12 protein-coding genes, 1 tRNA gene and 1 pseudogene are annotated in these 13783 nt (G+C 72.7%); 7 read left to right on the plus strand and 7 right to left on the minus strand.

All coding sequences use genetic code 11. The annotated features are described in order from the left end of the window. Positions 1 to 8 precede the first annotated feature (8 nt). Together cbiQ and QQG74_RS06245 are read left to right on the plus strand one after the other, a co-directional pair. Positions 9 to 779, plus strand: a complete 771-nt coding sequence (cbiQ, locus tag QQG74_RS06240; RefSeq protein WP_341719343.1) for a cobalt ECF transporter T component CbiQ — start codon at positions 9 to 11, stop codon at positions 777 to 779. Next, positions 776 to 1549, plus strand: a complete 774-nt coding sequence (locus QQG74_RS06245) for an ATP-binding cassette domain-containing protein (RefSeq protein ID WP_341719344.1) — start codon at positions 776 to 778, stop codon at positions 1547 to 1549. Before cbiQ ends, QQG74_RS06245 begins: the two co-directional genes overlap by 4 nt. Here QQG74_RS06245 and QQG74_RS06250 read toward each other — a convergent pair. The 4 genes from QQG74_RS06250 to QQG74_RS06265 are packed head-to-tail and all read right to left on the minus strand — an operon-like array spanning position 1521 to position 4465. Then, the gene (locus QQG74_RS06250; RefSeq protein ID WP_341719345.1) at positions 1521 to 2636 is read right to left on the minus strand and encodes a hypothetical protein; all 1116 of its coding nucleotides are present in this window, start codon (positions 2634 to 2636) and stop codon (positions 1521 to 1523) included. The two genes, QQG74_RS06245 and QQG74_RS06250, sit on opposite strands and share 29 nt — an antisense overlap. Then, positions 2633 to 3349 (minus strand): thioredoxin domain-containing protein, encoded by a 717-nt coding sequence (locus QQG74_RS06255; RefSeq protein ID WP_341719346.1) that lies wholly within the window; start codon positions 3347 to 3349, stop codon positions 2633 to 2635. The genes QQG74_RS06250 and QQG74_RS06255 overlap by 4 nt, the downstream gene beginning before the upstream one ends. Continuing rightward, entirely contained in the window at positions 3342 to 3860 is a 519-nt protein-coding gene (locus QQG74_RS06260; RefSeq protein WP_341719347.1) for a MauE/DoxX family redox-associated membrane protein, read from the minus strand. Before QQG74_RS06260 ends, QQG74_RS06255 begins: the two co-directional genes overlap by 8 nt. Beyond that, positions 3857 to 4465, minus strand: a complete 609-nt coding sequence (locus QQG74_RS06265; RefSeq protein WP_341719348.1) for a sigma-70 family RNA polymerase sigma factor — start codon at positions 4463 to 4465, stop codon at positions 3857 to 3859. The genes QQG74_RS06260 and QQG74_RS06265 overlap by 4 nt, the downstream gene beginning before the upstream one ends. Before the next feature lie 212 nt (positions 4466 to 4677). Between QQG74_RS06265 and QQG74_RS06270 the strand changes: the two genes are divergently transcribed. The 3 genes and pseudogenes from QQG74_RS06270 to QQG74_RS06280 all read left to right on the plus strand — a co-directional run. Continuing rightward, positions 4678 to 6342, plus strand: coding sequence for a copper resistance protein CopC (locus QQG74_RS06270; protein WP_341719349.1), 1665 nt, complete (start codon positions 4678 to 4680; stop codon positions 6340 to 6342). Positions 6343 to 6354: 12 nt separating this feature from the next. Further along, complete coding sequence (locus QQG74_RS06275; RefSeq protein ID WP_341719350.1) at positions 6355 to 7128, plus strand: YcnI family protein; 774 nt, start codon at positions 6355 to 6357, stop codon at positions 7126 to 7128. Positions 7129 to 7803: 675 nt separating this feature from the next. After that, positions 7804 to 8160, plus strand: a pseudogene (locus QQG74_RS06280) (hypothetical protein); the annotation flags it as partial. A gap of 405 nt (positions 8161 to 8565) precedes the next feature. Here QQG74_RS06280 and QQG74_RS06285 read toward each other — a convergent pair. Continuing rightward, positions 8566 to 9858 (minus strand): glycosyltransferase family 87 protein, encoded by a 1293-nt coding sequence (locus QQG74_RS06285; RefSeq protein WP_341719351.1) that lies wholly within the window; start codon positions 9856 to 9858, stop codon positions 8566 to 8568. A gap of 73 nt (positions 9859 to 9931) precedes the next feature. Here QQG74_RS06285 and orn point away from each other — a divergent pair, with 73 nt between their 5' ends. Further along, on the plus strand, positions 9932 to 10522 hold the full coding sequence (orn, locus tag QQG74_RS06290; protein ID WP_341719352.1) for an oligoribonuclease: 591 nt from the start codon (positions 9932 to 9934) through the stop codon (positions 10520 to 10522). Between the two features lie 209 nt (positions 10523 to 10731). Beyond that, positions 10732 to 10807 (plus strand) — tRNA-His (locus QQG74_RS06295). Positions 10808 to 10970: 163 nt separating this feature from the next. Here QQG74_RS06295 and QQG74_RS06300 read toward each other — a convergent pair. After that, complete coding sequence (locus QQG74_RS06300; protein WP_341719353.1) at positions 10971 to 12257, minus strand: Ig-like domain-containing protein; 1287 nt, start codon at positions 12255 to 12257, stop codon at positions 10971 to 10973. A gap of 237 nt (positions 12258 to 12494) precedes the next feature. Then, positions 12495 to 13760, minus strand: coding sequence for an Ig-like domain-containing protein (locus tag QQG74_RS06305; RefSeq protein WP_341719354.1), 1266 nt, complete (start codon positions 13758 to 13760; stop codon positions 12495 to 12497). Positions 13761 to 13783 lie beyond the last annotated feature (23 nt).

A 13783-nucleotide genomic window follows, 5' to 3' on the forward strand; every position in this document is an offset into this window, starting at 1 on the left:
CCGCGCGGATGGGGGCCGGCCACCCGCACGTGCTGTACCGGGAGTCCGACTCGCCGGTGCACCGGCTACCGCCGGAGGTGAAGATCGCGGCGATGGTGGCGTTCACCGTCGCCGTGGTCGCCACCCCGCGCGAGGCGTTCTGGGCCTTCGGGGCGTACGCCCTGCTGGTCGCGGTGCTGGCGGCGCTGGCCCGGGTGTCCGCCGGTTGGCTGCTGACCCGGTCGGCGATCGAACTGCCGTTCGTGCTCTTCGCGTTCGCGCTGCCGGTTCTCGGCGCGGGCGAACGGGTGGACGTCGCCGGGATGAGCCTCTCCGTGGAGGGCCTGTACGGTGCCTTCAACATACTCGCCAAGGGCACCCTCGGCGTCTGGGCGTCGCTGCTGCTGGCCGCGACCACCACCACCCGGGACCTGATCGTCGGGCTGGACCGGCTGCGCTGCCCGCAGCCGGTCACCCAGATCGCCACCTTCATGCTGCGCTACCTGGACGTGCTGGTCGGCGAGGCCCGGCGGATGCGGGTGGCCCGACTGTCCCGGGGCGACGATCCCCGGTTCCTGTGGCAGTTGGGCGGCTTCGCCGCCGGCATCGGGGCGCTGTTCCTGCGTGCCTTCGAGCGCGGCGAGCGGGTCTACCTGGCGATGCTGTCGCGCGGCTACACCGGCCGGATGCCGGCGGTGGGGCACGGCGTCGGCGCGGCGACGGCCGGGCAGTGGTTGCTCGCGGCCACCGTGCCGATCGTGGCGGGCACCGTCGCCGCCACCGCCGCCCTGCTGACATGATTTCCGGTGTGCAGCCGACCGTTCCCAGCCTCGACGTGCGTGGCGTCCGGTACGCCTACCCGGACGGGCACGTCGCCCTGAGCGGGATCGACCTGACCGTGGCCCGGGGCGAGCGGGTGGCCCTGCTCGGCCCGAACGGTGCCGGCAAGACCACCCTCGTGCTGCACCTCAACGGCATCCTCACGGCCACCGAGGGCAGTATCGCCGTCGGTGGCCTGCCGGTTCGCCCCGACCGGGCCACCCTGACCGAGATCCGCCGGCGGGTGGGCATCGTCTTTCAGGACCCGGACGACCAGCTCTTCCTGCCCACCGTCGCGGAGGACGTGGCGTTCGGGCCGGCAAACCTCGGGCTGCGCGGGTCGGAACTGGCCGCCCGGGTGGACGAGGCGCTGGCCGCGGTGGGCATGACCGAGCACCGGGACCGGGCCCCGCACCATCTCTCCTTCGGGCAGCGCCGCCGGGTTGCGGTGGCCACCGTGCTCGCCATGCGCCCGGAGATCCTGGTGCTCGACGAGCCGTCGTCGAACCTCGATCCGGCGGCCCGCCGGGAACTCGCCACCATCCTGCGCGCCCTGCCGGTGACCCTGCTGATGGTCACCCACGACCTGCCGTACGCGTTCGAGCTCTGCGACCGCTCGGTGATCCTCGACGACGGCCGGATCGTGGCCGACGGGTCGACCGCCGAGTTGCTCGGTGACCAGGAACTGCTCGCCCGGCACCGCCTCGAACTGCCGTACCCGTTCAGTCCTTCGTTGCCGCCACGAGGCTAGCCGCCGTACGGCCGGTGGCGTGCAGGCGCAGGACGGCGGCGGCGAGCGCACCGGCCCCGGCGACCAGGACCAGCACGACCAGCACCCGGGTCGCCGTCGCCGGCCACGGCACCGGCGGCACGGATCGGGCGAACGCGGCGGCGTTGGCCACCCCGGCGAAGAGCGCCACACAGGCCCCGGCCAGCGCCACCACGAAGTCCACATGGGATCGGCGCGGGGCACCGTCGGCCGTCGGCGCCGACGAGCCGGTCGACGCCCACCAGCCGGCCGCGATCGCGCCGAGCCCGGCCAGCAGCGCCCACGCCTGGCCGGTCAGCAGCCCGGCCAGCATCCCGCCGACCCCTTCGGCCCCGGCATCGCGTACCCGCCCGATGGTGACCAGCACGGCCGCCAGCCCGCCGCAGGCCAACAGCCCGCCGAGCCCGGTCAGCGCCCGTCGACCCGGCATCGAGGCGGCCGGCAGCAGCCCGACCGCACCCACCGCGAGCGCGCCGAGCGTGACCGCCACCCACCAGACGTACGCGTCCGGCGGCGGTACCCAGGTCAGGGTGCCCCGGATCTCCAGTGGCCCCGGCGCGGCGCGCAGCGGCACCGCCCAGTCGCGTACCAGGTGCTCGCGGTCGGGCGCGGCGCGGACCTGGGCGGGCGGTCCCGGCTCGCGCCACAGCGCCCGCTGGTCGTGCCAGCGCACGGTCGGCCCGTCGTCGACCCGCCGCCAGTGCGGCGCGGCGGCCGGATCGACCTCGGCCGGCAGCACGGTGTCCCCGGCGATGGTCCGGTTCAGGTAGGTCGCGGGGGAGCGGGTGTTCTCGAACACGCCGTCCGGGCCGACCCGCAGGTACGGCTCGCCCGAGTAGCCGATCACCTCGACCGGCTCGGCGCCGGTGTTGGTCAGCTCCAGCCGGGCCCCCGCCTCGACCACCCGGACCCGCAACTGCGGCCCGGCCGGCGTCACGCCGGTGACCTCGGTGCGGTAGTCGCTGCCGTTCGGTGCGTCCGCGCCGTGCGCGGCGGCGGGGGCGGCGGTGGCGAGCAGGGCGCAGACCGTGCCGGCGAGCAGCAGTGCGGCCCGGGTCAGCGGGTTCACCGGCCGGCCGCCTCCACCGCGGCGGTGATGTTCTCCGGCCGCCAGTCCTGCACCGCCTCCCCGTCGACCAGGACCGTCGGCGTGCCGGTGACGTTGGCCCGGCTCGCCTCGTCGGTGACGTGCGCGGTCCACGACTTGTACTTGCCCTCCCGGACGCAGCTGCCGAAGGCGTCCCGGTCCAGCCCGACCTCGGCGCCGATGTCGATCAGCTGGTCGTCGCTCAGCCCGGCCCCGCCCTCGGGCGGCTGCCGCTCGAACAGCGCCTTGCCGAACTCGGTGAACCGGCCACCCTCGGCGGCGCAGCCGGCCGCGGCCGACGACCGGGTCGAGTACTCGGTGCTGGAGTAGCGGTTCAGGTAGGCGACCGGGTGGTACACCACCCGTACCTTGCCCTCGCTTACCAGCTGGTTGATGGTCTCGCCGCTGGTCTGCTCGAACTGCTTGCAGGCGGGACAGAGATAGTCCTCGTAGATGTCGATGGTGACCGGCCCGGAGCCGACCACGATGCCGGTGCCGGCATCGTTGGCGCCGGGCGGCGGGGTGAACTCCCCACCGCGCTGGCCCGACCAGGCGCTCCAGCCGATCAGCCCGGCGATGACCAGCACCACCACCGCGCCGAGTGAGATCCACAGCGTTCGCTTGCGGCGTTGTTCCCGGGCCAGTTGTTCCCGGACCACGCGGGCGGCGTCCTTGCGTCCCTTGCGACTACTCATCGTCGTCCTCCACCGGTTCGCCCGTCAGCGCGCCGTCCACCGAGACGGCCGTGCGGGGCCAGATCAGCAGGAACCCGGCCAGCGCCAGGAAGCCCAGGTCCCGGAGGATCTCCGGGAGGTAACTGGGGCGCTGCCCGGCCGGCAGTTCGCCGCCGGTACCGAAGCAGCCGCAGTCGATCGCCAACCCGCGGGACCAGGCCGAGGCGATGCCCGCGATGAAGACAAGCAGCAGCGCCGCGGAGACCCCGGCGGTCAGTCGGGTGGCCAGCCCGAGCAGCAGGAGTACGCCCAACGCCAGCTCGACGAAGGGCAGCGCCGCGCCGACCACCATCGCCACGTCGTACGGCATGACCTGGTACGCGTGCACGGACCGGCCGGAGGCGGCCAGGTCGCCTACCTTCGTGGCACCCGCGTAGAGCCAGACGGCCGCCAACCCGAGTCGAACGGCGAGCCCGAGCCAGGGGCGCCACCGCGCCCACCTCGACGTCGCGCGCCGCGAGGCCCCGTTCACCCCGCCAGCGCCTCACCGATCGAGTCGACCAGATCGGCGCGGGCCCGAGCCACCCGGGAGCGGATCGTGCCCACCGGCACCTTCTCCACGGCGGCGGCCTCCGCGTACGACAGGCCGAGCAACTGGGTCAGCACGAACGCCCCGCGCCGCTCGGCGGGCAGCCGACGCACCAGGTCGGCCGCGCCGAGGTGCCCGGCCGGGTCGGGGTGCGGCACGTCGGTGTGCGCGTGGGCGGTGAGCCGCTGGTCGAGGCGCCGCCGCCGGACCACCGTACGCAGGTGGTCGGCGCAGGTCCGCCGGGCGATGCCGAGCAGCCAGGTACGCGCGCTGGAGCGTCCCTCGAAGGCGGGCAGCGCGCGGAACGCCCGCAGGTACGTCTCCTGGGTGAGATCGTCGGCGCTGTCCGGATCGACCAGGGCCGCCGCGAACCGCCACACCTCGACCTGGGTGGCCCGGACGAACGCCGCCTGGGCGGCCCGGTCGCCGTCGCGGGCGGCCAACGCCCACCGGGTGGCCTCGGCGCCGGCCGGCTCGCTGGGCTCCGGTGCGCCTTCGCCGGCCGGCACGGAGTCGATGGCGGCGGTGTCGCGCGGGGCGGGGATCACGACAACCCAGGTTACGCGGCACCGTGCGGAGCAGCAGGGTCCTTCGGCCCTTCCATGGGCTGGGACACGTTGGGAACTTTTCCGGCCCGCCAGCCGACTATCCGCTCATGACCCCCGGCCCGGTGCGCGCACCCGCTTCGGCGTGCGATGGTGGCGATCTTAGCCATTCGCGATCACCGATGGCTCGCGTTGCGGGGGTGTTTTCGGCGAGCATGGCGGGCATGACTGCCGCACCTCGCCGCCGTTTCGCCCGGCTGACCGCCGCCGCCGGCCTGCTGGTCACCGTCCTTGCCCTGCTGCTCCTCCCGGCCAGTCCGGCCAGCGCCCACGCCGTGCTCTCCAGCAGCAGTCCCGCCGCCTCCTCCGTGGTGCCCACCGCCCCCGCCGAGGTGGTGCTCACCTTCAGCGAGCCGGTCCGCAAGGTGCCGGACCGGATCCGGGTCATCGCGCCGGACGGCTCCCGCGCCGACCGGGGCGAGCCCGCCTTCAAGAACAGTGTGGTCAGCATCCCCGTCGACCCGTCCGGCGCGAACGGCACGTACCTGGTCACCTACCGGGTGATCTCCGCCGACAGCCACCCGGTCTCGGGGGCCTTCACCTACTCCGTCGGCGCGCCCTCCGAGCCGCCGGTGGACAGCGGTGACGACGGCCGGGCCAACCCGGTGGTCAGCAACGCGGTAAAGGTCGCCAAGTTCGTCGGCTACGCCGGGCTGCTGCTGCTGGTCGGCCCGGCGTTGGTGCTCGCGTTCCTCTGGCCGCGCCGGCTGTCCCGGCGTGGCCCGGCCCGACTGGCCTGGACCGGTCTCGGGCTGGTGGCGTTCGCCACGGTCGCGGTGACGCTGTTGCAGGTGCCGTACACAAACGGTGGTGGCCTCTTCGACATCACCGGCGAGGGCCTGCGGCTGGTCCTCGGCAGCGTCTTCGGCGCCGCGCACCTGGTCCGGCTCGGCATCCTGGCCGCGGCGGCGTTCCTGCTCCGGCCCCTGCTGGCCGGCCCGGTGGGCCGTGCCGACCTGGTGGTGCTCGGCGTGCTCGGCGCGGGCGCGCTGCTCACCTGGCCGCTGGCCGGGCACCCGGCGGCCTCGCCCGCCCCGGCCGTGTCGGTGCTCGTGGACGCGGTGCACCTGGGCAGCATGGCGGTCTGGCTGGGTGGCCTGGTGATGCTCGCCGTCTTCCTGCTGCCCCGGGCGGACGAACGGGAGTTGGGCGCGATCCTGCCGATCTGGTCGCGCTGGGCCGCCCTGGCGGTCTCCGCACTGCTGCTGGCCGGCATCGTCCAGGCGCTGATCGAGGTGGCCACCCCGGCAGCCCTGGTGAACAGCACGTACGGGCAACTGGTGCTCGCCAAGATCGGGCTGTTCGGGCTGGTGATCGGGGTGGCCGCGTACTCTCGTCACCTGGTCCGCAAGCGGATCGCGGCCAGCCGCCCCGCGCCGGTACGCCGGGCGATCTGGGCGGAGCTGGCGATCACCGCGATCGTGCTCGGGGTGTCGGCGACCCTGGTGCAGACCACCCCGGCCCGCACCGCCTCCGCCGACGTGTCCGCCACCGAGAGCGGCTACTTCACCACCACGGTCACCAGCACCCTGTTCAGCCTCCAGGTCGAGATGGCGCCGGCCGAGCGCGGCAACAACTCGGTGCACTTCTACGCGTACACCTCCGACAACCGGCCGCAGCCGATCAAGGAGTGGAAGGCCACCGTGGCGCTGCCGTCGGCCGGGATCGAAGCGATCGACGTACCGTTGCTGCCGCTCACCGACAACCACGCCACCGGGGAGATCAACCTGCCCGCGGCGGGGGAGTGGGAGCTGCGGATCACTGCCCGTACCACCGAGATCGACCAGGCCACGGTGACCGCCACCGTGCCGATCGGATAGAGAGGTCCCCCCATGATCCGTCACCGGCGTACCGCAGGCGCCGCTGCCGCCCTGACGCTCGGCGCCATGGCCATTGCCGTGTTCGGCTTCGTGGCCCCGGCGTCGGCCCACGTGTCGGTCAACCCGAAGGAGGCGACCCAGGGCGGCTACGGCCGGTTCGCGTTCCGGGTGCCGAACGAGAGCGACGAGGCCTCGACCACCAAGCTGGAGATCTTCCTGCCCGAGAACGCCCCGGTCGGCTCGGTGTCGACAATGCCGGTGCCGGGCTGGACGGTGGCGGTGGAGAAGCGCACGGTGAACCCGCCGGTGCAGGTGCACGGCGCCGAGATCTCCGAGGTGGTGTCCAAGATCACGTGGACGGCCGGCGCTGACGCGGCCATCGCCCCGGGCACCTTCCAGGAGTTCCCGGTCTCCATGGGCCCGCTGCCCGAGGTGGACCAGATGGTCTTCAAGTCGCTACAGACCTACTCCGACGGCGCCGTGGTGCGCTGGATCGACGAACCGCCGGCACCGGGCGGGGAGGAACCGGCCACCCCGGCACCGGTGCTCACTCTCGCCGCCGCCGCGTCGGAGGAGTCACCCGCCGAATCGCCCGCCGCCGCACCGGGCGACGGCACGGCCGGCGACGGCGACGGCGACGGCAACGGGCTGGCCGTCGGGCTCGGCGTGGCCGGCCTGGTCGCCGGGCTCGGCGGGCTGGCGCTTGGCGGACTGGCATTCGCCCGGACCCGCCGGCCGGGCGACGTCGCGGTCCAGGGCACCGACACCACCCCGCCGACCTCCTGAGAAGCACCGCCTCGCGGGCCCGCCGGGACTTCCCGGCGGGCCCGTCCGCTTTTCGCCCTTCTCACCGTTCCAGCCGTGGATATCCGCTGTTCAGCGCCGGGTCGTGGGTATGGTCGGCCGGGTATCTGGCTACGGAGGGAGACAGGGCAGATGCGTTTCGTGTGGGCGCTTGTCGGAATGCTGCTGCTGGCCGTCGGCACGACCGCGCTGGTCGGCGCGGCCACGCTCGGCCTGTTGACCGGCCGGGCCGCTCCCGACGGGGTGTTCACCGCGCAGGTCGAGACGGTGCGGACGCCCGGCCACGCGGTGGTGGTGACCGATCTGGACGCGCTGGTACGCCGCGAGGTGCCGTTCGCCCGGGGCGGATCGGCCCGGTTCCGGCTGGACGCCCGTACGCCCGACGGGCCGGCCTTCGTCGGGCTGGCCCCCGCCGCCGAGGCGCAGCGCTGGCTCGCGGCGGCACCGCACGCCGTGGTCGAGCGGATCACGCTGACCCGGGGTTCGCTGCCGGTCCGGCTGGCGCAGGTCCGCCCGGCGCAGGGCACCCCGCAGACCGTCCCGGCCGCCCCCGCCGCACAGACCTTCTGGGTACGCGCCGGCACCGGCGCACTTGAGTGGAGCCCCGCCGACCTGGCCGGCCGCGAGTTGAGCCTGGTGCTGATGCGTCCCGACGGCGGGGCCGACCTGGGCCTGGACCTGCGCGCCGAACTGCGCGCCGGTTGGGTGGCCCCGGCCACCTGGGGCTCACTGGCCGGCGGCGTCCTGCTGGTCATCCTCGCCGCACTGGTCCTGCTGCGGCCGATCCGTCCGCGCGAAGTGATCTTCGTGGTCGAGCCCGATCAGGTGCCGGTGCTCGCCGGCCGGCTCGGGGTGAGTTCGCTCAGCGGCCTGGGCACTGCGCCGTCACCGGGACCGCGCCGCCCGGCCGAGCGGCAACTGGTCTCCGTGGCCACCGCCGCCGCCCACCCCACCCCGTCCATCGGCACCACCCCGTCCCCCAACCCCGCCCCACCCCTAGCCCCCGCCCCGGCCCCGCACCTCTCCCCGGCCCCGCACCTCGCCCCGGCCTCGCACCTGGGCCCGGCCTCGCACTTGGGCCCGGCCCCGCACTTGAGCCCGGCCCCGCACCTGGGCCCGGCCCCGCACCTGGGCCCGGCCCCGCACCTGGGCCCGGCCCCGCAAACGCCCACGGCGATCGCCCCGATCCCCCGCCCGGAAACCCTCGCCGACCTCCCCGCCCCCGAGCACCCCTCCGCCCACCCACCCCACCCCACTGACCTCCCGCCACCACCTGCCTCGCCGATCTTGCACTTCTTGTCTCGACAAAAGCACTATAAGGGGCAAACCGGCGACCGAAAGTGCAAGATCGGCGAGGCGAGGCGAGGCGAGGGGAGGGAGGCGAGGCGCGGGGGCGAGGGAGGGCGAGGGAGGGCGGGCTCAGTGGGGAGGGGGTTTTGGGGAGGGGGTTGGTTGGGGGGACTGGGTGGTCGGGGCGGTGCTCTCGGTACGCACCGGCAGGGTGACCAGTAGCAGCAGGCAGAGCAGCACGTAGGTGTTGCGGAGCAGGAACTCCCAGGGCGTGCTGGTCGGCACCGGGGCGACACCGAAGTCGTAGAAGGAGACCACGCCGTACACGATGATCGCCGAGGTGCCGACGGCGAGCGTGCCCAGCCGGCGGCGCTGGCGGGCGCCGGTTTCGGTGCGCGGGTCGGTGCGCAGCGTCGCGTCGACCAGGATCACCACCGCGGGGATGAACCAGTAGATGTGGTGGGTCCAGGTGATCGGGCTGACCAGGGCCGCCACCAGGCCGGTCAGGGTCAGGCCGGTGAGGGCGTCCCCGGCGCGGGCGGCCCGTACCGCCCGCCACAGGCCGTATCCGGCGATGGCCGCGACCAGCGGCAGCCAGATCAGCCGGTTCGGCTCCTCCGGCGCGGTGAGCCGGCTCAGCAGCCCGAACAGTGACTGGTTGCCGGTGTAGTCGGTCCGGCCGACCCGGTCGGTGGCCCACAGCTCGTGCGTCCAGAACCGCCACGAGTCGCCGGGCGCGACCGCCGCGGCGAGCAGGGTCGCGGCGGCGGCGGTCGCGGCAGCCACCACCGCCGCCCGCCACCGCCGGGTCGCCAGCAGGTAGACCACGAAAATGCCGGGGAAGAGCTTGAGCGCCGTGGCCAGGCCGATGCCCACCCCGGCCCACCTGCTGTTCTTGGGTACGGCGAAGAGCAGGTCGGCCAGGATCAGGACCACCAGCAGCATGTTGATCTGCCCGAAGGTGATGGTCTCCCTCGTGCTCTCCACCGCCAGCACGAGCAGTACCCCCACCACGAGGGTGAACAGGTGTGGCAGGCGGTGCCGGCGGATCACCGGGTCGAGTAGCCACTTCGTGCTGATCACCACGCCCAGCAGGGTCAACCCGGTGAAGATCACCACCGTCGCGCCGAGCTTCGGCAGGGCGAACGGCAGCAGCAGCAACGCGGCGAACGGGGGATAGGTGAAATACAGCTCACCCTGCACCCGGTCCGGCTGGACGTAGTCGTAGAGCGGGTTGCCGGCGAGCCACCAGTCCATCGCCGCCATGTAGATCTTCAGGTCGAAGAAGTTGTGCACCGTGCCCGGCAGGTACAGCGCCGGTAGCACCGCGGCCATCGCGAGCGCGCCCACCACTCGGCGTGCCGTACGGCTACCGGGGTCCTCGACGTCGACGGCGGAGGGTGTGGCGGGATCGGCGGGCACGGGAAAGACCCTAGCGGTCGGTGGCCCCGGCGGCGCGCAGCCACGAGGCTTGCGCTGCGCGTAGGCTGTCCCGGTGGCTGATCTTCTCGTCTGGATCGACTGTGAGATGACCGGGCTCGACCTGCGTGGCGACAAGCTGATCGAGGTCGCCGCCCTGGTCACGGACCCCGACCTCAACGTGCTCGGGGACGGGGTGGACGTGGTGATCCACGCCGACGACGCGGCGCTTGACGCCATGCCCGAGATCGTCCGGACGATGCACGCCAAGTCCGGGCTGACCGACGAGGTCCGGCGCTCCACGGTCACCCTGGCCGAGGCCGAGGACCTGGTGCTCGACTACGTCACCCGGCACGTCAAGGACCCGCGTACCGCTCCGCTCTGCGGCAACTCGATCGCCACCGACCGCGGGTTCATCGCCCGGGACATGCCCCGCCTCGACGCCCATCTGCACTACCGCATGATCGATGTCTCCTCCATCAAGGAGTTGTGTCGCCGCTGGTACCCGAGGGTGTACTTCGGGCAGCCGCAGAAGGGCCTGGCGCACCGCGCCCTGGCGGACATCCGGGAGAGCATCCGGGAGTTGGCGTACTACCGGCGCACCATCTTCGTACCGCTGCCCGGCCCCGACGTGGAGAGCGCCAAGGCCATCGCGGCCGAGCTCTGAGCCGCTGCCGGGCCGGCTACCTGGTGCCGGCTGGGGCACCGGGCCGGTGCCGCGCTGGTGAGGGGCGGCCCGAGCGATATCGGCAGGCGCACTGCGCTCAGGCCGGTGTCCGGAGGTCTCCGCGGGCAACCCGGTGGACGCGGTCGGCGGTGGTGGGGGTATGATTTCTCCGCACCCGCACCGGGCAATCGACCGGCGCGGTGGGCATGGTGGCTGTAGCTCAGTTGGCAGAGCACCGGGTTGTGGTCCCGGTTGTCGTGGGTTCAATTCCCATCAGTCACCCCATCCGGCAGGCCCCCTCGTTGAGGGGGCCTGCGGCGTTTGTGGCGGACCCGTAGCCGGCCGGGTAGGGGCGTTGGCCGGCCGGGTAGGGGCGTTGGCCGGCCGGGTAGGGAAATCGGCCGTGGCGGCCTCCCTGCGTCGAGGAGAGGCCGCCACGGGGCGGTGCTCAGGCGGTGGCGGTCTCGCTCGCCGACACGTCGGGATCGGTCTCGTCGTCCGGTGCCGGTGCGTCCTCGGTCGGCTCGTACGGCAGGGCGCTGCCCTTGACGTACTCGTCCCAGCTGACGTTCCAGTCGGTCCAACCGTTGCCGTTCGCCAGCTTGCGCTCGGTGCCCTTCACCACGATCGGGTCGCCGACCGTGGTGTTCTTGAACAGCCAGGCGCCGTTGGCCATCGAGACGTTCACGCAGCCGTGCGACACGTTCGTGCTGCCCTGCTGCCCCTCGGACCAGGGCGCGGCGTGGATGAACTCGCCACCCCAGGTCAACCGCTGGGCGTAGTCGATCTTCGTCCGGTAGCCGTCCTCGGGGCCCAACTCGTCGTACGTGTCGAAGACCGTCTTGCGCAGCTTCTCCATCACGACCATGGTGCCGCTGGAGGAGGGGGTGCTCTTCTTGCCCAGGCTGACCGGGATCGTCTTGATCGTCTTCCCGTCCCGAGTGACCACCATCCGCTTGGTCTTGTTGTCCACGGTCATCACGAGCTTGGGGCCGATCTTGATGTCGACGGTCAGGTCGGCCCGGCCGTACCAGCCGTCCCCCAACGGCAGGCCGCCGGCCTGCACCCGGTACGACACCTTGCTGCCGGCCTGCCAGAACTCCTTCGGCCGGTAGCGGACCTCGGTGGGGCTGACCCAGTGCCAGATGCCCTCCTGCGCCGGGGTCGAGGTCACCGTCATCCGCCGCTGAAGGTCGGCCCGGTACTTCTCGGGGATCTCCCGGCCGAACTTCACGATCAGTGGCATGGCCACCCCGACGGTCTGGTCGTCGCCGAGGAAGCTGCTGATCCGTACTTGCTTCTCCGGCTGCTTCATCACCGTGAACGCGCTGGTCGCGGTGGCCGGGCGGCCGTCGTCGCCGGTCGCGGTGACGGTGGCGGTGTACGACTTGCCGTACTCCAGCGCCTTTGTCGGCAGCCAGCTCCTGCCGTCTGCGGCGAGGGTGCCCTCGACTGCCGTACCGTCCGCGCCGGTCAGCTCGACCGTGGTCTCCTGGGCCTGCTCGGCGGCGAAGGTGATCGCCGTGGCAGCGGGGACGTCCTTCGCGTCGGCGGCCGGCTCGCTGATGCTCACCGACGCCTTCGGTGCCGGCTCCTCGGCCCCGCCCTGCCAGCCCGGCCCCTGGTCGCCGCTCTTGCTGCCGCCGGTGCAGGCGGAGGTCAGCGCCAACGCCGCGGCGAGCACTGCCGCGGCGAGTGCCCCCCGCCGCCGGTTGCGCTGGTCCCGAACTCGCATGGTGTCCTCACAGTCGTGGTCCGCTGCCCGTTCATGTCACAGACGCACCGGAAGTCCTACCCGTTGCGGAAGGTGAACTGAAACACGTGGGCGCGGATTGTCCGGATGGTGACAGGTCGGGCCGGTCCCAGCGAACCGGTCACCGGCCCGGACCGGCGGGCCTGCCCGGCGGGAACCGATCGGCGGGGGCCGACCGGGCGGGACCTGCCCCGGCTGGACCTGCCCGGTAGGGGCCGGTCACAGGGCCGGACCGGCACCACCGTCCGGAACCGGCAGCGCGCTGCCCTTGACGAATTCCGCCCAACTCAGGTCCCACGCCGTCCAGCCGTTGCCCTGCGCCAGCTTACGCTCAGTGCCCTTGATGGTGATCGGGTCACCGATCTTCGTCCGCTGGAAGAGCCAGCGGGCGTTCGCCATCGACACGTTCACGCAGCCGTGCGAGACGTTCTCCTGCCCCTGCACGTGCTCCGACCAGGGCGCGGCGTGGATGTACTCGCCACCCCAGGTGAGCCGCTGGGCAAACTGGATGTCGGTGACGTAGCGGTTCTCCGGGTCCGGATCGTCCATCGTGTCGAAGACGGTGGCCTCCTTCTTCTCCATCACCACCAGGGTGCCGCTGGAGGAAGGGGTCTTCTTCTTGCCCAGGCTCACCGGCAGCGTCTTGATCAGGTTCCCGTTCTCGTACACCCGCATCTGCTTGTCGGAGTTGGTCACCTTCATCTCGAAGGCGGAGCCGATCTTGGCAGTGGCCTTGCGGTCGACGTTGCCGAAGCGACCGTTGCTCAGCGGGATACCGGCCAACGCGATGCGTACGGTGAGCGTGGTGCCCGGCTTCCAGTACTCCGGCGCCCGGTAGTACGCCTGGGTGCCGTTGCTCACCCAGTGCCAGGCACCCGGCTGCGGCGGGTCGGTCTGCACGAACATCCGCTTCTGCACCTTGGCCCGGTCCTTCTTCGGGATGCCCGGGTGGAACTCCGCCACCACCGGCATCGCCACCCCGTACGTCTTGTCGTCGAAGAGGTAGAGCCCGGAGGTGATCATCGAGTTGGGCTTGGCCATCGTGGTGAACGTGCTGGTGCCCTCGCTGACCGCGCCGTCCGGCCCGGTTGCGGTGACCTTGGCGACGTAGGTGGTGGCCCACTTCAGCGGCGCCGCCGGAACCCAGGAGGAGCCGTCCGTACGCAGCTTCCCCTTGACCTCCTTGCCGTTCTCCGTGGTCAGCGTGACCTGCGACACCGTCGCCCCGTCCGGCAGCTTCGCGTTGATCTCCACGCTCACCGGCCGGTCCTTCGCGCCGTCGGCCGGGCTCACCTCCAGCGGCGGCCCACTCGACGACACCGGCTCGGCCGGCGTCCCCGGTGCCGCCGCCTCTCCGGTCGCACCAGGAGTGGCCCCGTCGACGAACTGGGCTCCGCCACCCTTCCCACCACAACCCGTCAGCGCCAGCGACGCCACCAGAGTCAGGGTCCCCACCACTGCCCCAGCCCGCGCGAACCTGCCCATCCCCACCCCTGTCTCACGCACCT

The sequence above is a fragment of the Micromonospora sp. FIMYZ51 genome, from assembly GCF_038246755.1.
In the GTDB taxonomy this organism is placed as follows: Bacteria; Actinomycetota; Actinomycetes; order Mycobacteriales; family Micromonosporaceae; genus Micromonospora.

Coding starts and splice junctions, on each gene's coding strand:
- cbiQ (WP_341719343.1), top strand. CDS start 9: ATGGGGGCCGGCCACCCGCACGTGCTGTACCGGGAGTCCGACTCGCCG.
- QQG74_RS06245 (WP_341719344.1), top strand. CDS start 776: ATGATTTCCGGTGTGCAGCCGACCGTTCCCAGCCTCGACGTGCGTGGC.
- QQG74_RS06255 (WP_341719346.1), bottom strand. CDS start 3,349: ATGAGTAGTCGCAAGGGACGCAAGGACGCCGCCCGCGTGGTCCGGGAA.
- QQG74_RS06270 (WP_341719349.1), top strand. CDS start 4,678: ATGGCGGGCATGACTGCCGCACCTCGCCGCCGTTTCGCCCGGCTGACC.
- QQG74_RS06275 (WP_341719350.1), top strand. CDS start 6,355: ATGATCCGTCACCGGCGTACCGCAGGCGCCGCTGCCGCCCTGACGCTC.
- QQG74_RS06300 (WP_341719353.1), bottom strand. CDS start 12,257: ATGCGAGTTCGGGACCAGCGCAACCGGCGGCGGGGGGCACTCGCCGCG.
- QQG74_RS06305 (WP_341719354.1), bottom strand. CDS start 13,760: ATGGGCAGGTTCGCGCGGGCTGGGGCAGTGGTGGGGACCCTGACTCTG.